This is a genomic window from Xenorhabdus bovienii (genome assembly GCF_024721015.1).
Classification (GTDB): domain Bacteria; phylum Pseudomonadota; class Gammaproteobacteria; order Enterobacterales; family Enterobacteriaceae; genus Xenorhabdus; species Xenorhabdus bovienii.
The window spans coordinates 62,257-87,570 of the sequence record NZ_JANAIF010000004.1 but is presented as its reverse complement, the minus strand read 5'-3'; the positions used below and the strand labels follow the sequence as shown (position 1 = coordinate 87,570).

The following is a 25,314-nucleotide window of genomic DNA, read 5'->3' as shown; positions in this document are numbered from 1 at the left end:
TTTATAACAAGTGTTTGTGGTTTGTAGATATTACGGATATAGAAATCATGACATTTTTTTAAATGATTAAGGCTTTATGATGATGAGTTGCTTACTTGGCATAAGATAATAAAAATTGCTGTATCTGAATCAATGGCACTTCAGGCAGGGGCATGGCTGCTTGGAGTGGCACAGATGGTGTCATTTAACCACTCATCCTATCCCCAAAATCGCCGCCTCAGGCGCTTCCCCATTAACTAACTTCGCTGTTGCACTATCATAATAAATCCGCCCATCCACAATAAGTAAAGAACGCGGTGCTATTTTGGCGGCATCATCAAGATTATGAGACACCATCATTAAAGTGAGCCGGCGCGCATCACAAACTTGCGTCAGTAACTCCAACATTTCATTGCGCAAAGCAGGATCAAGTGCCGAAAATGGCTCATCGAGCAATAAAATAGGCTGCTGGCGTACCAGACAGCGTGCCAGTGCTGCGCGTTGGCGCTGGCCGCCGGAAAGCTGGGCTGGCAGGCGGTTAAGATAATCTTGCAGTGATACTTGGGCAGCAATTTGCTGTAGCGTCTTTTGTTGCTCACCCGTTAGCCGTAAGCCGGGATGTAATCCCAGACCGATATTTTGCTCAATGGTTAAGTGGGAAAACAGGTTATTTTCCTGAAACAACATTGAAACTGGCCGTTTGGAAGGCGAGGTATGGGTATGATTTTCACCATTTAACCAGATATCGCCACTTTCTGCGGATTGAAATCCTGCTATTAAACTTAACAGCGTGCTTTTACCCGCTCCGCTGGGGCCGAGGATTGCAACGCGTTCGCCTGCCTCAATATTGACATGGAAATGCATGGCAAGGTGTTCGTAGGTATAAATGACATTTTCGAGTTTAATCATGGCGTCGGCCCGGTAAGCGTTCAAGCACACTGAACAAGATAAAACAGAGAAGCAGCAGCAAGAAGGCGGTGACTGCACCGTCTTGACTGCGATATGCCCCGATTTGCTGATAAAGATAGAAAGGCAGGGTGCGGAAATCTTCGTTGCCAAATAACGTGACAACGCCAAAATCCCCAATCGATAAAACACAGGAAAAAGCCAGTGCTTGAGCCAAAGGAATTTTCAGTGCCTTAAGCTCAATCCAGCGCAGTCGGTGAATCCCTTGAATATTAAGGGAACGGCACAGGGGATTGTAACGTTCCGCCAAATCACGCATTGGGTTATCCAATACCTTCAGAGCATATGGGATCGCCATTAATCCATTGGTCAAGATAACCAATCCGTAAGGAGAATGTGGCAAGCCAACGGTGGTGTTCAGCAGAATAAAAAAGCCTGTTGCAAGAACAATGCCCGGCATGGCAAGGATTAATAAACCGCTGGTTTCCATTGCCTGTCCCCAGCGAGGAGAGTGGCGCAAGCGTAATTCACGGCTACTCCATAGCAGCATCATAGTCAGCATGACACACAGCAAACCTGCTCCCAGAGCGATAATGGCTGAAGTCGTAAAAGCTTGCCACAAAGCTGGCTGGCGCAGGACATTAAGTACAGCACCGTTCAGACCGTCCACAATGACCGCCAGTAATGGTGGGATCAAAAGTAGTAGTGCCATAACGATGAATAGCCCATCACACCCTTTTTGCAGCCATGAATCCTGCGGATTCCGCCATTGTTGCTGGTGACCGTAACCGACAAAGAGTGTGCCTTTGAGTTTTTGGCTGACCAACACCAGACCAAGACAGCAAAATAGCTGGATAAGCGCAAGCAGGGCAGCATGACCGAGATCGTAGTCATAGCTGAGTGCCTGATAAATGGCCAGCTCTATGGTGGTTGCTGCGGGGCCGCCTCCCAGTGCGAGCACGGTGGCAAAACTGGCAAAGCACAGCATGAATATCAGTGCACCCGTCGGCAGAATTTGACGGCGCAGATAAGGCCATTCTACAAAACGAAAATGCTGCCATTCATTCATACCAAGCTGTGCTGCGAGTTGCCGCTGCTCTATCGCAATATTTTCCAGCGATTGGAGCAGTAACCGGGCTGCCATTGGCATATTGAAAAAAATATGTGCCAGTAGAATTCCTTGCAGCCCGTAAGGCGTAAAACGGTATTCAATACCCATCCATTGGGAAATATTTGCCAACCAGCCGACTCGACCATAAACGGTCAGTATGCCAAAGAGGGCAACTAAAACGGGAAGTACCAACGTCATGGCGCATAAGCGTAGAAACAGCGCTCTACCGGGAAAACGACGGCGATAAAGTGCTCTTGCGAGGAAAATCGCTGGCGTCACCGATAACACGGCAGACAGGAAAGCCTGCCAAAAAGTGAACCGAATGACATGCCACAGGTAACTGTCGTCTAAGAACCCTTGCCAGTGGCTTTCCGGCGCATTGAACCAAAGCGCTCCAAATGCTGACAGAGCAACGACAAGTAACAGGCCGGAGGCAATCACCCCCGGCAATAACCAACCCGCAATTAACGGCTTACGGCGCTTTGCCATGTACGGATCCACTGATTACGGTGTTTGGCCACATCATCTGCGCTGAATTGCAGTGGTTTTGCGGGCATAGGAAGCTGCTTGAAAACCTCAGGCAGAGGAATGTCGATAACCGGATACATCCAGTTAGTCGTCGGAATTGCCTGCTGGAATGCAGGTGAAATCATGAACTGCATGAATTTCTGCGCCAGTTCAGGTTGCTTACTTGAGGCTAACTGAGCGGCGACTTCAATTTGCAGGTAATGACCTTCGCTGAATATGGCGGCGGCATAGTTATCTTTTTTCTCTGACAGAATGTGATAGGCCGGTGATGTGGTATAGCTAAGTACCATATCTCCTTCACCTTTAAGGAACAGCCCATAGGCTTCACTCCAGCCCTTGGTGACGGTCAGCGTTTTTTTGGCAACTTTCGGCCACTCCTGTACCGCTTTATCGCCATAAATATCCTGCATCCAGAGTAGCAGACCCAAGCCAGGGGTGCTGGTGCGCGGATCTTGATAAATCATCTTCAGATTCTGGTGACTGTTGATTAATTCATCCATACTTTTGGGAGGGTGAGGTAAGGTGTTCTTGTTGTAAACAAAGGCAAAGTAACCGTAATCGTAAGGAATGAAGGTTGCGCTGTTCCATGTGACAGGTAATTTCAGTTTTGAGGTATCAATATGGCTTGGTGTAAACAACCCTGTCTGCTGGGCAGCCTGAATCAAGTTGTTATCCAGCCCTAACACGATGTCTGCTGATGTCTTTTTGCCTTCCATTCTCACTCGGTTCAGCAGGGATACTCCATCTTCCAGGGCGACGAGTTTCAGTTCACAGTTACACTCTGCTTCAAAGGCTTTTTTAATGGCAGGTCCCGGCCCCCATTCAGAAGCAAATGAATCATAAGTGTAAATTGTTAGTGTAGGCTTGGCCTGTGCCGTTTGAGCAAAGACACATGCAGAGATCGATAGCGTACTGATTGCGATAAATCTGGAAAATAAGTTTTTAAACACTTTGCTCTCCTGTTGTGATTAGCAGATAGATAAAGGATTTGAGAAAGTGCTAAATGGAAAATATTTTTATATCAATGATTAGCGTCTCAAATTCCTACGTCGGTACTAGCCGGATCAGGTTCGACGGGTTTTTCTCAGCAATGCAGTTTTACAACAGCAGCACCCCGTTGAGATGGCGGTATTGTAGAGACTTCCGCTGCGGCTGCAAAGTCCAATGATAGAGGTTTACCGCTTGAGATGAGTGTGAAACAATTAGCTATCTTTTCAAATTTGTTTTATCGAGAGGTAGTCTGGTGATTGATGATGATGGCTACCGCCCGAATGTAGGAATCGTAATTTGTAATCGCCAAGGGCAGGTCCTTTGGGCTCGCCGTTATGGGCAGCATTCCTGGCAGTTTCCTCAGGGGGGTATCAATCCAGGGGAATCACCAGAACAAGCGATGTATCGCGAGTTGTTCGAAGAAGTGGGTTTAAATCGCAAAGATGTACGGGTTCTCGCATCTACCCGTAGCTGGCTGCGTTACAAATTACCCAAGCGTTTGGTGCGTTGGGATACAAAGCCCGTCTGTATTGGGCAGAAGCAGCGTTGGTTTTTATTACAGTTGCTTTGTAATGAAGTCGATATTAATGTGCAGCGCAGCAACGCACCCGAGTTTGATGGTTGGCGTTGGGTCAGTTATTGGTATCCTGTCAGGCAGGTGGTTTCTTTTAAACGGGATGTGTATCGCCGCGTAATGAAAGAATTCTCTTCCATTGTGATGCCAGTGCAAGAATCCGCTCCACAGCTACATTCACCTTATTTACATCGTCGCAGAAGAAGTTAGGTAACTGTTATGCTCATGCGCTTACGGGAAATTGTCGAAAAGGTTGCCATGGCAGCTAATTTGTCTGAAGCGCTTGAATTATTGGTCAATGAGACCTGTCTGGCAATGAGCACGGATGTCTGTTCCATCTACCTGGCAGATCATCAGCGGCATTGCTATTACTTGATGGCTACTAGAGGCTTAAAGAAGCCAAAGGAACGAGCGATCAGCCTGGCCTTTGATGAAGGTGTCGTTGGTGAAGTCGGGCGTTTATCTGAATTAATCAACCTCGCCGATGTGCGCGATCATCCCAGTTTTAAATATATCCCCCAAGTAAAAGAAGAAGGTCTGCGGGCTTTTTTAGGCGTACCGATTGTTTACCGTCGTCAGTTGCAAGGTGTGCTGGTTGTTCAACAAAATGAACGACGGCTATTCAATGAAAGTGAAGAGTCTTTTATGGTCACGCTGGCCATGCAATTGGCGGTTATTCTCGCTCAGGCACAGACAAAAGGGCTATTTGGCCAGTATCGTCAGACACGCATTAAGGCGCTTGCCATTTCCAGTGGCATCGTCATGGCTCAGGGTTGGCAAGATGGCTCGCAGCCATCACTTGAACAAGTTTTTGAAGTGTCAACGCTGGAATATCAGGCAGAACGTTCTCGGCTGACCGAAGCCCTTGAGCAGGCAACCGCCGAATGTCGCCGTATCAGCAAGCGTTTTACCTCCAGCTCACAGAAAGAAAGTGCCGCTATTTTTGACCTCTATTCTCATTTGCTGAATGATCCCAAACTTAAGCAGGATCTGTTTTCTTCCGTCGATAACGGGTTTGTGGCGGAGTGGGCAGTTAAAAGTGTTGTCGAAAAATATGCCGAACAGTTTGCCAGCCTGCAAGATCCCTATATGCGGGAGAGAGCTTCTGATTTACGGGCGCTTGGGCAGCGGGTATTGTTCCATCTGGATGGTTCTTTCACAGGTGATAGCGAATGGCCAGAGCGCTTTATTCTGGTTGCCGATGAACTCAGTGCCAATTTACTGGCTGAGATGCCACAGGAACAACTGGCTGGTGTGATTGTACGGGATGGCGCAACCCATTCCCATTCCGCAATACTGGTTCGGGCGATGGGGATACCAGCTATCATGGGAGCCGATATCCAGCCTGAATTACTGCATAATCGGATGCTAATCCTTGACGGTTATCGCGGCGAGGTTTTTGTTGAACCAGAACCACTGATTATTCAGGAATACCGACAGATTATTGAAGAAGAACAGGTTCTCAGCGAATTAGCCGAGGGGGAGCTGAAACAAAAAGCACAACTCAAAAATGGCGAAAGAGTGCTGGTGCAGCTCAATGCAGGGTTAAGTTTAAAATACGAGCAGCAGATAGGTGGTAGTATTGATGGTGTAGGCCTGTATCGTACTGAAATCCCTTTTATGCTGCACCGTGGTTTTCCATCAGAAGATGAGCAGAAAAACCGTTATCAAGAGATGTTGGCGCTTCTCCCAGATAAACCGGTGGTGCTACGAACATTGGATATTGGTGCCGACAAACAACTGCCTTATATGCCCATTAGTGAAGAAAACCCCTGTCTTGGCTGGCGAGGAATTCGTATCACGCTGGATCAGCCGGAAATATTCCTGATTCAGCTCAGAGCGATGTTGAAAGCCAATGTGCTGATCGGTAACCTGAAAATATTACTGCCGATGGTCACCAGCATCGAAGAAATTGATGAAGCCAAGAAGTTGATCGACAGGGCGAAAGCTGAAGTTGAACAGACAATTGGTAGTACGATTACCATGCCCCAGATTGGCATCATGGTTGAAGTACCCTCCACCATTTTCTTGTTGCCGCAGTTGAAGAAACGGATTGATTTTATCTCTATTGGCACGAATGACTTAACCCAGTATTTGCTTGCGGTGGATCGCAATAATACACACGTTGCCGCTTTGTATGACAATTTGCACCCTGCGGTCATTAAGGCCTTGAAACTGGCCTTTGATGAAAGCCAGCGTGTTGGTCTTCCCGTGAGTATATGTGGCGAAATGGCGGGTTTGCCGATGGGAGCGTTAATCTTAATTGGCCTTGGTTACCGTAGCCTGAGCATGAGTGGCCGAAGTGTTCCACGCATAAAATATTTACTGCGTCATTTGGATACCAACGATCTTGAGCTGCTTATCAAAGAAATATTGAAAGCAGAAACCAGTCAGCAGGTGAAAGCCCTGTCTACTGAATTTATGGAGGCCAATGGTCTCGGTGGTTTGGTGCGGGGGGGTATTTAGCTTATTTTGTGTAAATACTGCTCCCGCCTGAAGTAGGATGGCTCTTAATCCATTTTACTGTCTGTGATATTATTTGCGATTATTTGTCTTAAGACGTACAGATAATATTCATTCACACAACATTACTTTTAGTGGGGAACGATGAGCACTAGTTATCTGGCATTTCCTAATATTGACCCTGTCATATTCTCAATCGGGCCTGTATCCCTCCACTGGTACGGTTTTATGTATCTGGTTGGTTTTATTTTTGCCATGTGGCTGGCAAATCGACGCGCAGCAAAACCAAACAGTGGCTGGAATAAAAACGAAGTAGAGAGCTTGCTTTATACAGGGTTTGTCGGGGTGTTCGTCGGTGGACGCCTCGGTTATGTTCTGTTCTACAATCTCCCGATGTTCCTTGATAATCCGTTGTATCTGTTCAAGGTCTGGGATGGCGGCATGTCTTTCCACGGTGGTCTGGTCGGGGTTATATGTGCCATGTGGTGGTTCGCCCGCCGTACTAAACGTCACTTTCTACAGGTTTCTGATTTCGTTGCTCCATTGATTCCCTTTGGTTTGGGGATGGGACGTATCGGTAACTTTATCAATGGTGAATTGTGGGGGCGTGTTACGCTTGATACACCGTGGGCGATCTTATTCCCAAGTTCTCGCAGCGAAGATATCGCACTGGCGACAACCAATCCCTCTTTATGGCCGATTCTGGAAAAGTATGGTGTCCTGCCTCGCCATCCATCACAACTGTATGAAATGGTGCTGGAAGGGATAGTGCTGTTTATCATCCTCAATTTATTTATCCGTAAACCACGTCCGATGGGAAGTATTTCAGGCCTGTTCCTGATTGGTTACGGTGCCTTCCGCATCATTGTCGAGTTTTTCCGCCAGCCTGATGCACAGCTCGGGTTGTTTGAGGGGATCAGTATGGGACAGATCCTTTCCATTCCAATGATTTTAGTAGGAATTTTAATGATGTTTTGGGCTTGTAAATGCCAGCGTAATAACAAGGTACAAGAGGCAAAATGAAGCAGTATCTGGATTTAATGAAAAAAGTGCTGGAAGAAGGCACGGCAAAAGATGACCGTACAGGTACGGGAACACTCTCGATATTTGGTCATCAGATGCGTTTCAATTTGCAGGATGGTTTCCCGTTGGTGACAACCAAACGCTGTCATATTCGCTCCATCATCCATGAACTGCTGTGGTTCCTGAATGGTGATACCAATACCCAATATCTGCGTGATAATAATGTGACTATCTGGGATGAATGGGCCGACGAAAATGGCGATCTGGGGCCAGTTTATGGCAAACAATGGCGTGCCTGGGGCTCTGCAGATGGCCGTCAAATCGATCAATTGGCAAAAGTCCTTGAACAGTTGAAAAGTGACCCTGATTCGCGCCGGATTATTGTTTCTGCATGGAACGTCGGGGAGCTGGATAAAATGGCATTAGCGCCCTGTCATGCTTTTTTCCAGTTCTACGTCGCGGAGGGTAAACTGTCCTGCCAGCTTTACCAGCGTTCCTGTGACGTCTTTTTAGGGTTGCCATTCAATATTGCAAGTTATGCTTTGCTGGTTCATATGCTAGCTCAGCAATGTGATCTGGAAGTGGGCGATTTCGTCTGGACAGGCGGTGATACCCATCTTTACAGCAACCACTTAGAACAGACCAAACTTCAGTTGAGCCGTGAACCGCGAGCGTTACCTAAGCTGATCATCAAGCGCAAGCCGGCGTCATTATTTGATTATCGGTTCGAAGACTTTGAGATTGTGGATTATGATCCGCATCCGGGTATTAAAGCCCCAGTCGCGATTTAAACCTATACCCAATTTAAAAGATGAAGGGTATCTACCAAATTGTTAAAGAGCGGGTTCAGCCTGCTCTTTTTACATTTATCGGCGGTTGTTCTCAATATTAAAAAAATAGCGACTTGCCATTTCTGCGTATCGCCCCGCAAATAAAATGTAAACGTCATTTCATCGCTATATTTCCCTCGAAGCGCTTCGCATAACTCAATTAACCGCCTTTTTATCTCCCCATGAATCAAAGATATTCAGTTGCAGGAAAACACACCGATATGGCAATAAGACAATGGCAACAAAAAATGGAGGAAGTATTAATGGACAGTCTGGATTTACATTACTGGAATTACTGATAGCTATGGCCTTAATTTCAATGAGTCTATCCTGGGGGTTATATCATTGGGGGCAATATCAAAACCGCCTGCGTTTACAGTCAGCGGTACAGAATGTGTTGTCTTTTATGGAAAGGCAACAAGGGTTGGCAAATTATATGAATCAGGAGCGTACATTGTGGCTGGTGATAGGACAAACGTGGTGTCTGATTTCTTCGGTATCCAGGATATCTGATTGCCATGAGGGGGAGGGAGAGCGAGTTAACTCACCTTATGACGATGTATTTTTGGCATCAGCAACCAGTGATCGCATTGATTTTTATGGTGTCAGAAACACCGCTATGCCAGCCAGTTTTGTGCTGGCAAATTCAGCAGGAGAGATTAGCGTGGTGATTTCAGGACGTGGAAGAATCAGAACATGCAGCAATAATATTAGCCAACTTCCTAATTGTGAGGGAATAAAAGGTTCATGACATTGGCTATACCCCTTTTAAAGGGAAAACAGACCGGATTCTCCTTACTTGAAGTCATGGTTGCCATGTTGATCAGTAGTGTGATTTTTATCGCCATGACAAAAACTTATCCGGTTTTATCAGGTCAGATCCTCGATCTATACCGGAAATATCGCCTCCATTATCTGGTGAATAGAACTGTCTATATGATGGAAAAAGATCTCAGGCGTGCGGGTTATTGTCGGGACAGAAAACAATGTGAAGGTGAGCCATTGCTGATTAACAATAAAAATACAGAAGCTGCTAATTCCTGTTTTATTGTTGCTTTTGACCTTAATTTAAATAACCAATGGGAGAAGCCTGATCATATTGAATCGGAGTTTTTTGGTTATCGATTAAATAATCATGTCCTCGAATGGAAAAGAGGCGTGGAGAATTGTCAGGGAAATGGCTGGGAAAGATTGTTTGATCCAACGGAGGTTAGGGTTGATGTTTTTCACCTTGAAAAATCACAGGCAAAAAATGGGCTTATTTTTATTACGTTGTCCATTAATACCCGCTGGCTTAAATCTCCATCCATTATATATCGTCACCAAATGACAGTTCGCCTGCGTAATATAAGGAAATAATCGGGTGGATGGGCAGCGGGGCAATATTTTGCTGGTATCGATACTCATGTTAATGGCACTGAGCTTAATGATGTTGAAAGCACTCCATTATCAACAAGAGAGTGCCATGCTCATGATGATGGATGAGAAAAAGTACCTGAACGCTTTTCAGCGGGCAGAGTCATCGCTGGAATGGGGAAAGGTGCAGTCATGGCAATTCAATGCGCAGGAAGAGGAAAACTGGTTTTGCCAGCAACAGCCGGAATTTCATTTGCAAAGCTGCCTTAAACACTATGCGGATAATCTTTTTCTACTAAAGGGGGTGGCTCAGTTCGCGTCAGGGGAAACTCTTGAACTTTATCAATGGATGAAACAGATGAAAAACGCAAATAGAGATACACTTATTCCTATTGAAAGTGGTTGGCTGGATTTCTGCCCTGTTCCGCAGGCTGAATTTTGTTTATGAAACGATTCCATCTCCATCGACACGAGCGGCAAAATGGCATGAGTTTGCCGGAAGTTATGTTGGCATCTGTCGTGTTTGCGATCTCTTTGTTGGGCTTAATGCGTTACCATCAGGCACTGTCATCAAATTTTCAGCAGTACTGGTTGCAGCTTAAGGCGGTGAGATTGGCGCATGACCAGTTGGAACAATATGAGCGGTTGGAAGGGCAGATAGTGTTGGAGGAAACTGAATCACAGCAAGGGTGGAAAATCGAACTTCAACGGGAATTTCGTTCTTTGGGATGCTATCAAATAACCGTTAATGTGACAAAAAGTTATAATCAATCTAATAAATTAGATCGCTGGTTTTGTGCAAGTGGGGGTATTGATGTTTAGAGTTTATCATTCAAATCAACTCGATATTCTTAAGGAGTTGATGGCAATATTTATCGGGGAAAATCCCCTTACCGACCCATTTGGCAAAGAAGTGGTTCTAGTGCAAAGCCCCGGCATGTCACAGTGGCTGCAAATCCAACTGGCAGAAAAACTGGGGATTGCCGCGAACATGGAATTTCCACTGCCAGCTACTTTTATCTGGCAGATGTTTACGCAGGTATTGCCTGATGTTCCTAAAGATGGCTCATTCAGTAAGGATGCCATGAAATGGAAGCTGATGACGCTGTTACCCGGCTTGTTAACAGAACCTGAGTTTTCATCTCTCAGGCACTATCTCGACCAAGATATCGATAAACGTAAGATCCACCAGTTGGCAGGCCGAGTTGCCGATTTGTTTGACCAATATCTGGTTTATCGCCCTCAATGGCTGGAAAGCTGGGAAAGCGATCAGTCAATTGATGGGTTAAGTGATAACCAAGCGTGGCAAAAAAGATTATGGCTTGAACTGACAGAATATACCCGTCAGCTAGAACAACCGCTGTGGCACCGCGCTAACTTATATCATCGATTCATTTCAACTTTGCAAGAAGGCCGTTTTCCACTGGAAAAGCTGCCTGCACGGGTATTTATCTGTGGGGTATCTACGTTACCTCCTGCTTATCTGCAAATATTTAAGGCATTGGGGCAACATATCGATATTCATCTGATGTTCACTAATCCATGTCTGTACTATTGGGGGGATATCCAGAGTTATGCCTTTCTGGCCAAGTTAAATAGCCGTAAACCAAAACATTATCAAAGCCAGCAGTCACTGGAGCGATTTAGAGATCCAGAAAATGCGTCATCTCTCTTCAATGATGAAGGAGAGCAGAGTCTGAACAATCCCTTGTTGGCATCATGGGGGAAATTAGGCAGGGATAACCTCTACCTGCTATCGCAGTTGGAACCCGACTCTGATGTTCATGCTTTTGTTGAACTGGAGTCGGGTTGTATCCTGCATCAAATCCAGCGGGATATGCTGAATCTTGAAGATCACGCTCAAATTGGTTCCACGGAACACTCTTTCAAAAATAGCCTAAAAAAACGTCAGATTGATGGTGAAGACCGCTCGCTATCTTTTCATTCATGTCATAGCCCACAGAGAGAGGTGGAAGTTTTGCAGGATCAGATCCTGCGTCTTCTGGATGATGATCCCTCACTGACACCACGAGACATTATCGTGATGATGGCGGATATCGACAGTTATGCTCCCTATATTCAGGCGGTTTTCGGCAATGCACCGGAGGAGCGCTATATTCCCTTTGCGATTTCTGATCGTAAAGCCCGTCAGGCTCATCCCGTTTTGCAGGCTTTCATTACCTTACTGGAGCTGCCGCAGAGTCGTTTTACAGCGGAGCAGGTACTGGCATTACTGGAAGTGCCCGCACTGGCCAGCAAATTTGCCATTCAGGAAGATGGATTACGTCTGTTACGGCGCTGGGTGAAAGAATCAGGGATTTGCTGGGGGTTGGATGACGACAACATAGAAGCACTGTCGTTGCCTGCTACTGGGCAGAACACGTGGCGTTTTGGTTTGACACGTATGTTATTGGGGTATGCTATGGACAGTCATGCAGGCCCATGGAATGACGTTTTGCCTTATGATGAATCCAGTGGTCTTGCCGCAGAACTGGCGGGGCAACTGGCGGAATTTTTAATGGAGCTGAACCGCTGGCGTAAAATTCTGAGTGAAGAGCAGAGGTTGTCGGATTGGCTGGCAGTATGTCCGCAACTGTTGGAAACTTTTTTTGATGCGGATGAGGAAACAGAGCTGGTATTGGCCTTGATCACTCAGCAGTGGCAGAAAGTCATTGATAATGGTCTGAATGCTCATTACAGCGAGAGTGTCCCTTTGGTGCTGTTGCGTGATGAATTGGCGCTGCGTTTTGATGATGAGAAAATCAGTCAGCGTTTTCTCGCCGGTTCGTTGAATTTCTGTACTCTTATGCCCATGCGTTCCATTCCTTTTAAAGTTGTTTGCCTGCTGGGAATGAATGATGGCGTTTATCCACGAACTATTCCGCCACTTGGGTTCGATCTGATGGCAGAAAAAAGCCAGCGGGGAGATAGGAAGAGGCGCGATGATGACCGTTATCTTTTTCTGGAAGCCCTGATTTCGGCAGAAACGTGTCTTTATATTAGTTACATCGGTAAATCGATTCGTGATGATACAGAGTGTAATCCTTCCGTATTGGTCAACGAGTTACTGGATTATGTCTGCCAGAGCTGTTGCTTGCCGGGAGATGAGATGCTGAATGTTGATGACAGTGCAAGGAACGTTAGAAATCACCTGCTGTTACAACATACTCGTGTTCCTTTTGCGATGGAAAACTTCGTGCCTGATCATTATCAGCAAAGTTATGCCGCAGAATGGTTGCCGGCGGCCAGTCAGCAAGGCGTTTCACCCGTCGATTTTTGCCAGCCGATTGGGTTTGAGAGCAGTGAGATAAAGGAAGTGACGCTCGATGAGCTGATCCGTTTTTACCGTTACCCCGTCAGGGCATTTTTCCAGCGTCGGCTGAAGGTGCATTTTGTCATTGAAGAGACGGAACTGCCTGAAGAAGAACCTTTTGTACTCGATCACCTGCAACGTTATCAATTTAACCAACTGTTGTTGAATATCTTGATAGAAGAAGAGCCACCTGAATCTTTGTTTTATCATCTTCGTGCATCGGGTGGTTTGCCACATGGGGCGTTTGGTGAGGTTTACTGGCTGAATCAATTAGAAGCTATGCAGCCATTGGCAAATAAGATTCGGGAAGAGAGAATGGAGTCTTCTTTCATCGATTTACACCATGAGTTAGATACCGTGGTATTGACTGGAAAAATTCATCAGGTGCAGCCCGATGGAATTTTACGTTGGCGTCCAGCGAACTTAATGGCCAATGATGGTATCCAACTATGGATTGAACATCTTGCTTATTGTTTTTCAGGAAACAACGGTGATAGTGAGAGCCGCATGTATGGAAGGGAAAACAGCGAGTGGCGTTTTTCACCATTGACATCGGATGAGGCGAAAAAATATCTGAATCAGATGGTTGCCGGTTATTTTCAGGGCATGTCTGAACCTCTTCCTTTGTTTTGCCGAAGCGGTTGGGCATGGCTGGATGATTGCTTTGACAGAGAGAGTCAGGAAATCAATTTCAGTGAGGAAGCTCAACAAAAAGCTGAAAACAAACTGATGCAGCAATGGCTGGGAACACAGGGAAAAAGTGGCGAAAGCAGTGATGCCTACGTTCAGCGCGCATTTAGGCAAGTTGATCAATTATTTTGGGTGCGTATGAAACGCGAAGTACAGAGTTATTTGTTGCCTATGGCTTGTCATTTAAGTCGCTCTTCATCTAAATAAATAGGGAAAATATTGGGTTATGCCTAAATATGTTATTCGCATCATGACGATGCTTTTTCTGCTCTTTTGGGGAACCACAGCATATGCAAAGTTGCCTTGGCAGCCTTTGCCTGAAACTATTAATAAAAGTGAACGAGATCTTCGTCAATATAAAGCCATCCAATTACCCAATGGCATGACGGTTTTACTGGTTTCTGATGAGAAGGCCATTAAATCATTGGCTGCCATTTCAGTACCGGTTGGTCATATGGAAAACCCTGATAACCAGCTTGGTCTGGCCCACTATTTGGAGCATATGGTGCTCATGGGTTCCAAGCGATACCCTCAATCTGGGGGTTTCACCGAGTTTTTGCAGAAGCACAGTGGAAGTCACAATGCCAGCACTTCAAGCAATCGTACCGCATTTTATCTGGAAGTTGAGAATGGCTCACTGACAGAAGCGACAGATCGCCTTAGCGATGCCCTTGCTGAACCGCTTCTTGATCCGGTTAACGCCGATCGTGAGCGTCATGCTATTGATAACGAAATGACCATTGCCCGTGCTGGTGAGGGTCATCGTATATGGCAGGTCCGCTCTGAAACGCTCAATCCCGCGCATCCCAATGCCCGTTTTGGTGGTGGAAACCTTGAAACGCTGAAAGATAAGCCCGATAGTAAATTACAGACTGCACTCACTGATTTTTACCAGCGCTATTACTCTGCCAATCTGATGAAAGGGGTGCTGTATGGTCATCAACCGATCGACAAACTGGCTCATATTGCGGTAGAAACCTTTGGCCGTATTCCGAACCGGCATGCTTCAGTACCCGCTATTACGGTTCCGGCGATAACGGATAAAGAAAAAGGCATCATTATCCATTATGTGCCTTCGAAGCCCTACAAATCGTTACAACTGGAATTCAGCATTGCTGACAACAGTGCGGATTTTCGCAGCAAAACAGATACATATCTGGGATATCTGATTGGTAATCGTAGTGCGAACACGCTGTCTGACTGGTTGCAGAAACAAGGATTGGTTGAAGGTATCAGTGCCAGCGCCAGCCCGACAACGGATGGTAACTCAGGAACGTTTGGTATTTATGTTTCATTAACGGACAAAGGGTTTGAGCAGCGTGATCGGGTTATTGCGGCCATCTTCTCTTACATTAATCTGTTAAAGCAAAAGGGCATTGAAAAGAGCTATTTTGATGAAATGGCCAAAGTACTCAATTTATCATTCGAGTATGCGTCAATCGTGCGGGATATGGGCTACATTCAGTGGTTGTCTGATGTTATGCAGGATGTCCCTGTTTCCCATGTACTGGACGTCGGCTATCTTGCGGACGAATACAACCCACAAGCTATCTCCAGCCGTCTGGCTGAACTGACACCTGAAAATGCGCGTATTTGGTTTACCGGCCCGGAAGTGCCACATAACAAGGAAGCTTACTTTGTTCATGCGCCCTATCAGGTCAATAAAATCACACCACAACAGCGGACGGAATGGCGGAAACTCGAAAAAGAGGTTTCGCTCTCTTTGCCAGAACTGAACCCGTATATTCCTGATGATTTATCTTTGATTAAGGCATCTGGCAGTCAAAAACACCCGAGAATGATTTTAGAACAGCCAAATGTTCGTTTGCTCTATATGCAGAGCCAATATTTTATGGATGAACCCAAGTCCATCATCACATTGAATATGCGTAATGCGGATGGAATGAGTAATGCCAAAGATCAGGTTACTTATTCGTTATTGTCCTATTTGAGTGATATGGGATTGGATCAGCTTGGCTATCAGGCATCTGTAGGTGGCATGGGATTAACATTAGGGTATTCAGAAGGCCTGCAAATTGGAGTGAGTGGTTATACTCAGCACTTGCCTGAACTATTAACTTCGGCCATCAGCCAGTACATTACGTTCACACCCACTCAGGAAGAGCTGAATCAGGCAAAATCGCGGTATCGTGACCAAGTGAAAGCCGTCAATAATGGCAAGGCTTATGAAATGGCGACACACCCCGTCTCCCGTCTTTCTCGTGTGCCTTATTTTGAGCAGGCTGACCGTTTGAAAGTTTTGGATACCATCACGATTGACGATATTGTTAAATACCGTCAGAGAATGATTCAGCATTCGGCTTTACAGGCGGGAATTTTCGGTAATTTAACGGAAAAACAGAGTATCGATATCGTTAAGTCGGCACACAAGCAACTCGCAAATCAGGGTACTACGTGGTGGAGTGGCGACCATATCGTGGTTGATCGTGATTATGCGGTGAATTTTAAAGGAACTGCCAGCAGTACCGATAATGCACTGTCTGAAGTCTATATTCCAACGGGATATGACCGAATCAATGGTTATATCTATTCCAATCTGTTGGGGCGTATTTTGTCACCTTGGTTCTTTGAACAACTCAGAACATCGGAACAGCTGGGCTATGTTGCTTCAGTTTTCAACACTAGCGTGGGTGAACAATCGGGATTGGGCTTCCTGTTGCAGAGTAACAGCAAGCAACCCGATTACCTGCATCAACGTTACCAGAGCTTTTATCAACAGGCCGCAAAAAAATTACAGGCAATGTCTGATGCTGATTTTAAACAGTATAAAAAAGCGTTATTGACAGAAATGCGGCAGCCACCAGAAACTTTTTATGCAGAAGCATCCCGTTATAATTATGATTTTGGGAGTAATAACTTCAAATTTGATACACACGAAAAAACCATTGCCGCTACGGAGAAAGTGACTAAGGCACAACTGATTGCTTTTTATGATAAAGCGGTTATGAAGCGTCAAGGATTGGCACTGATTTCCCAAATTACCGGGAAAAAAGGGACAGCTCATCAATATGCTGAGCTGACAGGCTGGAAAACTTACTCTAACGTGTCAGATTTCCAGAAACAGTTGCCGGTTAAGGTGAATGCTCAGTGAGCACAGAAATACTAAACCATAAACTTAACCCATTAACACTGCCGCTGCATGGTCAGCGGCTGATTGAGGCTTCAGCGGGGACGGGAAAGACCTACACGATAGGTTTGCTCTATCTTCGTCTGTTACTCGGATTAGGCGGCGATGCCGCCTTTTTCCGCCCGCTAAATGTCGAAGAAATCCTTGTTGTAACCTTTACTGAAGCTGCAACGGATGAATTGCGTGGACGTATCCGTGAAAATATCCATCAGCTTCGTTTGGCGTGTATTCGCGAAGGAACGGAGGGAAGTGATCCTGTTTATCAGCAATTGCTGGATCAAATTCCTGACAGAGCAAGTGCTGCCAGTTGGCTTCTGGCTGCTGAACGTCAAATGGACGAAGCGGCAATTTATACTATTCATGGTTTTTGCCAGCGAATGCTGGTGCACAATGCCTTTGAATCCGGTGTTCTGTTTGACCAAACGTTGATTCAGGATGAATACCCGCTGCGCAAACAAGGCTGTGCCGATTTTTGGCGGCGTCACTGCTATCCGCTCTCGTTGTCAATGGCGACGGTGATCAATCAAGAGTGGAGTGGGCCAGAGGCACTGCTTAAGGATGTTTCCTCTCATCTACAAGGGGATATGCCTTATATCGTCAATGCGCCTGCCAGTGATGAAACTCTGATTGGCCGTCATGAAAAGATCATTGGTCTGATTGATACAGTCAAGCATCAGTGGAATGATGTAGCACCGGATTTACACGATCTCATTGCCAATTCTGATGTTGATAAACGTAGTTACAGTAAAAAGAATTTACCCAATTGGCTGAACAGTGTTTCTGAATGGGCTAAATCGCAGACTAGTGATTATCAGCTTCCCAAAGATTTAGATAAATTTTGTCAGTCACGATTGGCGGAAAAGACCAAAAAGGGAGAAACTCCTCAGCATTCGGTGTTTACTGTCATCGACGATTTATATCAGCAACCGCTAACACTGCGGGACATCATTATCTCCAAGGCAATTGTTGAAATACGTCAGTCCATCAATCAGGAAAAATTGATGCGCGGACACATGGGATTTGATGACTTACTGACGCGGCTGGACAGCGCCTTGCAACGGGAGGGAGGAGAACAGCTTGCGACGACTATCCGACAGCGTTATCCCGTTGCCATGATCGATGAATTTCAGGACACCGACCCGCAGCAATACCGTATTTTTCAAGCCATATATCGCGATCAGCCGCAAAATGAGCAGCGGGAGAATGGTTTGCTGTTTATCGGCGATCCCAAGCAAGCGATTTATGCGTTCCGTGGTGCGGATATTTTTACCTATATTCGGGCGCGTTCCCAAGTCAGTGCCCATTACACGCTGGAAACCAACTGGCGCTCTTCTGTGCCAATGGTGCAAGCTGTCAATAAGCTGTTTTCCCACACAGAGCGGCCCTTCCTGTTCAGCCAAATCCCGTTTATTAATGTGAAAGCAGCGGAAAAAAACCATAATCTGAGATTCTTGTTCCACAATCAGGAACAGGCTGCTTTGCAGTTTTGGTTACAGCCCGGAGAGGGGATTGCCAAAGGGGGATATGAACAAAGCATGGCGCGGCACTGTGCTGCTCAAATCCGGGATTGGTTGCTGGCTGGGCAACTGGGACAGGCATTTTTGCAGCAGGCAGAAAAAAGCCAACCCGTCATGGCGGCAGATATTACCGTGCTGGTGCGTAACCGTCGTGAAGCGGCACTGATCCGCGATGAATTAAATGCGCTCAAGATACCGTCGGTATTTCTTTCCAACCGTGACAGTGTATTTGATACGCCAGAAGCGAAGGATTTGCTTTGGTTGTTACAAGCGGTGCTATCACCGGAGAAGGAGCGTGAACTCCGGAGCGCATTGGCCAGTAGCTTGTTTGGCCTGAGTGCGCAGCAAATTGATCAGCTAAATCACGATGAAACCGCATGGGATCAGCTGGTGGATGAATTTTCCGGTTATGCCCGGTTATGGCGCTTCCGTGGGGTGTTGCCGATGCTACGGGCGGTCATGGTGAAATACCAGATTGCAGAAAATCTACTGGCCGGATATGACGGTGAGCGCCGGCTGACTGATGTTATGCACATTGGCGAGTTGTTGCAGGAAACATCACTGCAATTGGATAGCGAACATGCAGTGGTTCGCTGGCTGGCGCAACAGATTTCCCGTCCTGATCCACAATCAGAAACCCAGCAGATGCGGCTGGAAAGTGATAAGCATCTGGTGCAGATATGTACCATCCATAAATCGAAAGGATTGCAATATCCACTGGTTTGGCTACCGTTCATATGTAGTTTCAGGAAACAGGAACAGGCGATTTACCATGATCGTCAGAGTTTTGAGACTCACTTCAGTATCTTCCAGGATGATGAAAAGAAGGCACTGGCAGATGAAGAGCGATTGGCAGAAGATTTGCGTCTGCTCTATGTTGCCTTAACACGGTCTATTTATCACTGTAGTGTCGGGGTTGCGCCACTTATTCAAGGCAATAAGAAAAAAGCAGGCAATACGGATTTACACTTATCTGCCCTTGGTTATCTGTTGCAGAAAGGGCAGCAAGGTGATGCACAGTTACTGGCAGAAAGCCTTGATGAACTCAGTAATGGCGATATTCAGGTCACGCTGATGGAGGAAACTGATGATGCGCAGTGGTGTTCGCAAAATGACAACGAATCATTGCTGGCGGCCAGAAAATTCCGGCGCTCCATTCAGGATGATTGGCGGGTAACCAGTTATTCTGGCTTGCAGTATTCCTCTTCGCACTCTATTTCCCATGCGTATGCCAGCGCGTTTGGAGAATCGGTGGATGTCATTGTGCAGTCGATTGCCCCGAAACTGGATATTGATGCGCGTGGTGAAAAGCAGGAGGAACCCTCATCGCAGATGACACCACATACTTTTCCGCGCGGGGCATCTGCTGGTACCTTCTTGCATAGTATCTTGGAAGATCTCGATTTCAGCGAGCTGCCTGAGCAGATGTGGCTGGCAGAAAAATTAACGGCAGCCGGGTTTGATGAGAACTGGGCGCCAGTATTGCAGCAGTGGATAGCGGATTTCGTGACCGCAGAGTTGAATGAGCAGGGAATGCAACTTGCCCATGTTCCTCGTCATCAGCAACAAAGTGAAATGCAGTTTTATTTACCTGTCGATAAGCTGCTGCATTCACATACATTGAGTGCATTAACCCGTCGTTATGATCCGTTGTCTGCACAATGTACACCTTTATCCTTTCATCAGGTCAGGGGCATGTTGAAAGGGTTTATTGATTTAGTTTTTTGCTGGCAGGGTAAGTTTTATGTGGTGGATTACAAGTCAAACTGGCTGGGGGAGAGTAGTCAGTCATATACTCAGGAAGCCATGACCAGAGCCATGATAGAACATCGGTACGATTTACAGTATCAACTTTATACGTTGGCGTTACATCGTTATTTGCGTCACCGATTGGCGAATTATGATTATCAGCAGCATTTTGGGGGAGTTATCTACCTGTTTCTGCGTGGTATTGATAAGGCTAATCCAGGACATGGTGTTTATCGTTATTTGCCCCCCATTGAATTTGTTGACGAACTGGATAGGCTTTTCAGCGCTGCTGGCGAGGAGCAAGGCGTATGAGTGACATGAAATTATTGTTGCAGCAAGCCGTTGCCCAAAAATTACTGCGTCCGCTGGATGTGCAGTTTGCCTATGCGATGATTGAAAACGGAGATCCTCTGTTATTGCTGGTTACGGCATTGGTGAGTGCGGAATCGGGAGCAGGGCATGTCTGCCTGCCATTAGAGCGGATCTCGCCTGAATATTTATTTGAGGGGCGGCAGCCTGAATTGGCAGCATCGCTCTGGTCTTCGGCGGGGAAACCAAATCAGCAGCAAGTTATTTCAGCTTTACAAGCCTGTTCCGCAGTGAGCACTGGCGAATCTCCTGCCCCGATCATTCTTTCCCGCCACGCTCTTGCTGATTATCACCTTTACATGCAACGCATGTGGCAAAGTGAGCGTCGGGTCGCGGAGTTTTTTTCGTCGGTAGAATTTTCTGACGATATTGATGAAGTGCAGTTACGTCGCATTTTGGATGAACTTTTTGGTGTGACCGCCGAAGGGGAAATAGACTGGCAGAAAGTGGCGGCAGCAGTTGCTGTAACCAGCCGTATTTCCGTGATCTCTGGCGGGCCAGGGACAGGAAAAACGACGACGGTAGCTAAGTTGCTGGCCGCCTTGATCAAACTGAATGAAGGCAAAACACTGAGCATTCAATTGGCGGCGCCCACTGGCAAAGCGGCCGCCAGATTGACTGAATCGCTGAGTGAGGCAGTAGATAAACTGGCTTTAACATCACAACAATCGAATAGCATTCCTGAGCAGGCGCAAACGATTCATCGCCTGTTGGGAGCGCAGCCAGATAGTCAAAAACTGCGTTATCACCGCGATAATCCGCTATCTCTTGATATTTTGATCATCGATGAAGCCTCGATGGTGGACTTACCGATGATGGCACGTTTGATAGAAGCCCTGCCGCCACGGGCAAAAGTGATTTTCCTGGGGGATAAAGATCAGTTGGCCTCGGTTGAAGCGGGAGCCGTATTGGGGGATATTTGCCGCTTTGCTGAACAAGGTTATAGCACCAAGCGTGCTGAACAATTGAGTCAGTTGACAGGCTGTCAGTTAACATCGTATTCAATGCCTGATTCTGGAGAACATGCACTGGCAGTCCGTGATTGTTTATGTCTGTTGCGTAAAAGCTATCGTTTCAACTCGGCTTCGGGTATCGGGCAATTGGCATCGGCGGTTAATCAGGGGAATAGTGTCGGGGTATCTGCCGTATTAAGTCGGTCTTTGCCTGATGTTCACTTCAATCCTCTTTCAGGAGATGAAGATTATCAGCGTTTACTGACGCAAACTGCAGAAGGTTACTACCGTTATTTAGCGATGGTGAACGAACAGGCGGCTGACAAAGATATTTTGGCAGAATTTAACCGTTTCAGGTTGTTGTGTGCTTTGAGGGAAGGGCCGTTTGGTGTCAGCGGCTTGAACCAGCGGGTAGAGCAATTGTTACACCGTAAAGGCGTCATTTCTCTACCCAGAAATGCAGAGAGCCGTGGCTATGCCGGACGACCCATTATGATCTTGCGTAACGACAGTACACTGGGGCTATTTAATGGTGACATCGGTATTATGCTCAGGAATAAGGATAATGAGCTGAAAGCCCATTTCCAGCTATCTGATGGGACGATAAAGCCATTTCAGCCGAGCCGATTGCCTCAGCATGAAACGGCCTATGTGATGACTGTCCATAAATCCCAAGGTTCTGAGTTTGAACACACCGCGTTAGTCTTGCCGACTCAGTTCTCGCCAGTTGTCAGCCGGGAACTGGTGTACACAGCCTTAACCCGCGCCCGTGAAAAATTGACGCTTTACGCATATAAACCCGTCTTGGATAAGGCGGTGGGTACATCAACACAGCGGCGTAGTGGCTTGGCAGAATGGCTCAAGCCACAGGGAAAGTGCCAGTCAGGTCAGTGAATCTCTAAATTTAACATCAAGATTTTCGAACAGCGCTGGTAGTTATACAGCGCTTGTTTTTCCACAGGCAGCATATTGATTTCAGCAGGTTCAAAGCCTTTTTCCTGAAACCAGTGGATACTGCGGGTCGTGAGTACGAATAGTTTCTCCAGCCCTGCCTGTCTGGCCTGACCGGCGATGGAATTCAGCAACACTTCGCCACGGGAAGAGTTTCGGTAGTTTGGATGAACCGCAACACAGGCCATTTCACCAATTTTTTCGTCAGGGTAAGAATAGAGCGCAGCGCAGGCGATCGTTACATTATCGTGCTCTATCAGAGTGAACTTATCAATTTCCATTTCCAGTTGTTCCCGTGAGCGGCGAGCCAAGATGCCTGTCTGTTCCAATGGACGAATAAGCTCAAGAATGCCACCAATATCATTGATATTGGCTCGACGGATCTGTTCGGAGCGCTCCATGACTATCTGGGTTCCACTGCCTTCACGGGAGAATAATTCCTGAACCAGCGAGCCATTTTCCCGATAGCTGATCAAATGGCTGCGACGAACCCCACGACGGCAGGCTTTGATGGCTCCTCTCAAGAAGCGGACAGTACCTGAAGAATAATCTCCCTCACTTTCCAGCTCATTCAGTCGTGCTTGCCCCTCATTGGAAACAATTTCCGACAGGATATTTCCCTCTGCATCAAGTACGCCCTGTGATGAACAGAACCCGATCAATTTTTCGGCTTTTAATTTAATCGCCAATTGTGAGGCTATTTCTTCGGAAGTCAGGTTGAAACTTTCACCTGTGACGGAAACGGCAACGGGCCCAATTAATACAATGGAATAGTTATCCAGCTGCTGGTTAATGGCCTCCTCGTCAATACGGCGAACCCTGCCACTATGACAGTAATCAATGCCATCATCGACACCCAGTGGCTGGGCGATAATAAAGTTACCGCTGACAACGTTAATATTGGCACCTTGCAATGGTGTATTGCTGAGGCTCATGGAAAGACGGGCCGTAATATCAAGCTGTAGCAGGCCTGCGGACTGTTTGACCAGTTCCAGTGTCTTGGCATCCGTAACTCTGGTGTGCTTATGATAAATCGGCTGGCTATGGTATTCGGCAAGCTTTTGGTCGATTTGGGGACGAGCGCCATACACGACGATCAAATGAATGCCCAGGTTATGCAGTAGGCCGATGTCATTAACGATATTTGGAAAATTCTCGTGGGCGATAGCCTCACCACCCAACATAATGACAAAGGTTTTGCCTCGATGTGCATTTATATACGGAACTGAATGCCGGAAAACTTCAACCAATTCGGTACAGCGTTCTTTCATGAAACTCCCCTAATGAATTCTTATTCATAATTTTTGTATTTTTATTCTTTTTTGTCAAAAATGGCAAGAGGGAACATGGATAAAAATTACGATATTATTTATATTGATATTAATAAATTGAGAGAGCATAAAATGCTTTTTTTGATGACAGCCACTCGCTAATTAATTAGAGTTTGCCGCCTGACAGTCTTTTTTGGCAAGATTACCGCGTTTGGTTGTTTTTAAATGGAATAAACGATGAGTCATTCAGACCATAATTCTTCACGTCGCAATTTGTTGAAAGGCGCAGCAGCCATGTGGTTGTTGAGCATTAGCTCAATAGGACACGCAGCAACGTCAAAAATTATTGCTGTTCGTATCTGGCCTGCATCAAGTTATACCAGAGTGACACTGGAGGCTAATATTCCACTTAAATATCGTCAATTTTCTCTTTCAAACCCTAACCGGATTGTCATCGACTTGCAGGGTGTTCAGCTTAATAGTGTCCTGAGCGGTATGGGGTCGCAGATTCATCAGCGAGATCCCTATTTAAAATTGGTACGAGCCGGGCAATTTGATCCCAAAACCGTGCGCCTGGTGTTTGAAATTAAGCAGCCAGTTGCCCCGCATATTTTTACACTACCACCCATTGCGAAATTCAAGCATCGTCTGGTGTTAGATCTTTATCCGAGCAAGGCGGCAAATGTGGAGGATGATCCCTTGCAAGCGCTGTTGGAAGAATACAACAGCGGGGATTTGAAGAAGAATCTGCCTGCTGAAAAGAGAAAACCGGGGCGGCCGGGCAGGAACAGACCGATTGTTATTATGCTTGATCCGGGGCATGGCGGTGAAGATTCAGGTGCCATCGGGAAATACAAGACCCGTGAGAAAGATGTGGTATTACAGATTGCCCGTCGCCTGCAAACACTTATCAAACGTGAACCCGGCATGAAAGTATACATGACGCGTAATGAGGATGTTTTCATTCCATTGCAGGTCAGGGTCGCGAAAGCACGCAAGATGCAGGCGGATTTATTTGTCTCCATTCATGCGGATGCCTTTACCAATCGAACCGCCCGAGGATCTTCCGTGTTCGCGTTATCAACTAAGGGAGCAACCAGCAATACCGCTCGTTTTCTGGCACAGACCCAGAATGAGGCTGACTTGATTGGGGGAGTTAGCAAAAGTGGTGATGAATATCTGGATCATACTATGTTGGATCTGGTTCAAACCGCGACGATTAATGATAGCCTCAAGTTTGGCAGTGAAGTGCTCAAACGGATTGGCAAGGTCAATAAACTGCATAAAAATAGTATCGATCAGGCGGGATTTGCAGTATTGAAAGCACCGGATATTCCGTCCATTCTGGTTGAAACGGCATTTATCAGTAATCTGGAAGAAGAACGCAAATTGAAAACGGCGAAATTCCAGCAGCAAGTAGCGGAATCCATTTTTGCAGGTATTAAGGCTTATTTTAAAAGTGGTGTAGAGCTGGCGCGGCGGTGAAATATCCGCCTTTAATCAGTGCGAATAAAACAAACAGAATTAAAAAAACAAAGGGAAAATTGGAAAATACAAGGAAGTGAGATTGTGAAAAATACAAAAGAAAAGTTG

At 46.3% G+C, this 25,314-nt stretch carries 17 protein-coding genes and 1 riboswitch; of the genes, 13 read left to right on the top strand and 4 right to left on the bottom strand.

The annotated features are described in order from the left end of the window. Nucleotides 1-192: 192 nt before the first annotated feature. From thiQ to thiB, 3 genes are read right to left on the bottom strand one after another with little or no spacing between them, the layout of a single operon-like run. Nucleotides 193-888: a thiamine ABC transporter ATP-binding protein ThiQ gene (thiQ, locus tag NXS07_RS02270; RefSeq protein WP_258086087.1), complete on the bottom strand. Its 696-nt coding sequence runs from the start codon at nucleotides 886-888 to the stop codon at nucleotides 193-195. Continuing rightward, nucleotides 881-2,485 carry a thiamine/thiamine pyrophosphate ABC transporter permease ThiP gene (gene thiP, locus NXS07_RS02265; protein ID WP_046337578.1) on the bottom strand — a complete coding sequence of 535 codons (1,605 nt, stop codon included), beginning with the start codon at nucleotides 2,483-2,485 and terminating at the stop codon, nucleotides 881-883. The genes thiQ and thiP overlap by 8 nt, the downstream gene beginning before the upstream one ends. Further along, nucleotides 2,461-3,474, bottom strand: a complete 1,014-nt coding sequence (gene thiB, locus NXS07_RS02260; protein WP_438818360.1) for a thiamine ABC transporter substrate binding subunit — start codon at nucleotides 3,472-3,474, stop codon at nucleotides 2,461-2,463. The genes thiP and thiB overlap by 25 nt, the downstream gene beginning before the upstream one ends. Before the next feature lie 73 nt (nucleotides 3,475-3,547). Beyond that, nucleotides 3,548-3,651, bottom strand: a riboswitch (TPP riboswitch). 116 nt (nucleotides 3,652-3,767) lie between these two features. Here thiB and rppH point away from each other — a divergent pair. From rppH to recD, 12 genes are all read left to right on the top strand, one after another. Continuing rightward, nucleotides 3,768-4,298: an RNA pyrophosphohydrolase gene (gene rppH / locus NXS07_RS02255; RefSeq protein ID WP_038222283.1), complete on the top strand. Its 531-nt coding sequence runs from the start codon at nucleotides 3,768-3,770 to the stop codon at nucleotides 4,296-4,298. Nucleotides 4,299-4,307: 9 nt separating this feature from the next. After that, entirely contained in the window at nucleotides 4,308-6,554 is a 2,247-nt protein-coding gene (gene ptsP / locus NXS07_RS02250) for a phosphoenolpyruvate--protein phosphotransferase (protein WP_258086086.1), read from the top strand. Nucleotides 6,555-6,695: 141 nt separating this feature from the next. After that, nucleotides 6,696-7,574, top strand: coding sequence for a prolipoprotein diacylglyceryl transferase (gene lgt / locus NXS07_RS02245; RefSeq protein ID WP_038194561.1), 879 nt, complete (start codon nucleotides 6,696-6,698; stop codon nucleotides 7,572-7,574). Then, a complete protein-coding gene (gene thyA / locus NXS07_RS02240) occupies nucleotides 7,571-8,365 on the top strand; it encodes a thymidylate synthase (protein WP_038185291.1) in 795 nt (264 codons plus the stop codon). The genes lgt and thyA overlap by 4 nt, the downstream gene beginning before the upstream one ends. 274 nt (nucleotides 8,366-8,639) lie before the next feature. Then, nucleotides 8,640-9,155, top strand: coding sequence for a prepilin peptidase-dependent protein (locus NXS07_RS02235; RefSeq protein ID WP_038194562.1), 516 nt, complete (start codon nucleotides 8,640-8,642; stop codon nucleotides 9,153-9,155). Continuing rightward, nucleotides 9,152-9,763 carry a prepilin peptidase-dependent protein gene (locus NXS07_RS02230; protein ID WP_038194563.1) on the top strand — a complete coding sequence of 204 codons (612 nt, stop codon included), beginning with the start codon at nucleotides 9,152-9,154 and terminating at the stop codon, nucleotides 9,761-9,763. Before NXS07_RS02235 ends, NXS07_RS02230 begins: the two co-directional genes overlap by 4 nt. Before the next feature lie 4 nt (nucleotides 9,764-9,767). After that, complete coding sequence (locus tag NXS07_RS02225; protein ID WP_038194565.1) at nucleotides 9,768-10,208, top strand: YgdB family protein; 441 nt, start codon at nucleotides 9,768-9,770, stop codon at nucleotides 10,206-10,208. Beyond that, nucleotides 10,205-10,582 carry a prepilin-type N-terminal cleavage/methylation domain-containing protein gene (locus NXS07_RS02220; protein ID WP_038207965.1) on the top strand — a complete coding sequence of 126 codons (378 nt, stop codon included), beginning with the start codon at nucleotides 10,205-10,207 and terminating at the stop codon, nucleotides 10,580-10,582. The genes NXS07_RS02225 and NXS07_RS02220 overlap by 4 nt, the downstream gene beginning before the upstream one ends. After that, nucleotides 10,575-13,970: an exodeoxyribonuclease V subunit gamma gene (recC, locus tag NXS07_RS02215; protein WP_258086085.1), complete on the top strand. Its 3,396-nt coding sequence runs from the start codon at nucleotides 10,575-10,577 to the stop codon at nucleotides 13,968-13,970. Before NXS07_RS02220 ends, recC begins: the two co-directional genes overlap by 8 nt. A 19-nt stretch (nucleotides 13,971-13,989) precedes the next feature. After that, nucleotides 13,990-16,875, top strand: coding sequence for a pitrilysin (ptrA, locus tag NXS07_RS02210; RefSeq protein WP_258086084.1), 2,886 nt, complete (start codon nucleotides 13,990-13,992; stop codon nucleotides 16,873-16,875). After that, entirely contained in the window at nucleotides 16,872-20,489 is a 3,618-nt protein-coding gene (gene recB, locus NXS07_RS02205) for an exodeoxyribonuclease V subunit beta (RefSeq protein ID WP_258086083.1), read from the top strand. The genes ptrA and recB overlap by 4 nt, the downstream gene beginning before the upstream one ends. After that, nucleotides 20,486-22,393, top strand: coding sequence for an exodeoxyribonuclease V subunit alpha (gene recD, locus NXS07_RS02200; protein ID WP_438818359.1), 1,908 nt, complete (start codon nucleotides 20,486-20,488; stop codon nucleotides 22,391-22,393). Before recB ends, recD begins: the two co-directional genes overlap by 4 nt. Here the strand turns inward: recD and argA are convergent. Then, the gene (gene argA, locus NXS07_RS02195; protein WP_258086082.1) at nucleotides 22,387-23,721 is read right to left on the bottom strand and encodes an amino-acid N-acetyltransferase; all 1,335 of its coding nucleotides are present in this window, start codon (nucleotides 23,719-23,721) and stop codon (nucleotides 22,387-22,389) included. The genes recD and argA overlap by 7 nt on opposite strands. A 237-nt stretch (nucleotides 23,722-23,958) precedes the next feature. On the opposite strand from argA, the gene amiC reads away from it, so the two are divergent. Further along, nucleotides 23,959-25,206: an N-acetylmuramoyl-L-alanine amidase AmiC gene (amiC, locus tag NXS07_RS02190; RefSeq protein ID WP_038207947.1), complete on the top strand. Its 1,248-nt coding sequence runs from the start codon at nucleotides 23,959-23,961 to the stop codon at nucleotides 25,204-25,206. Nucleotides 25,207-25,314 lie beyond the last annotated feature (108 nt).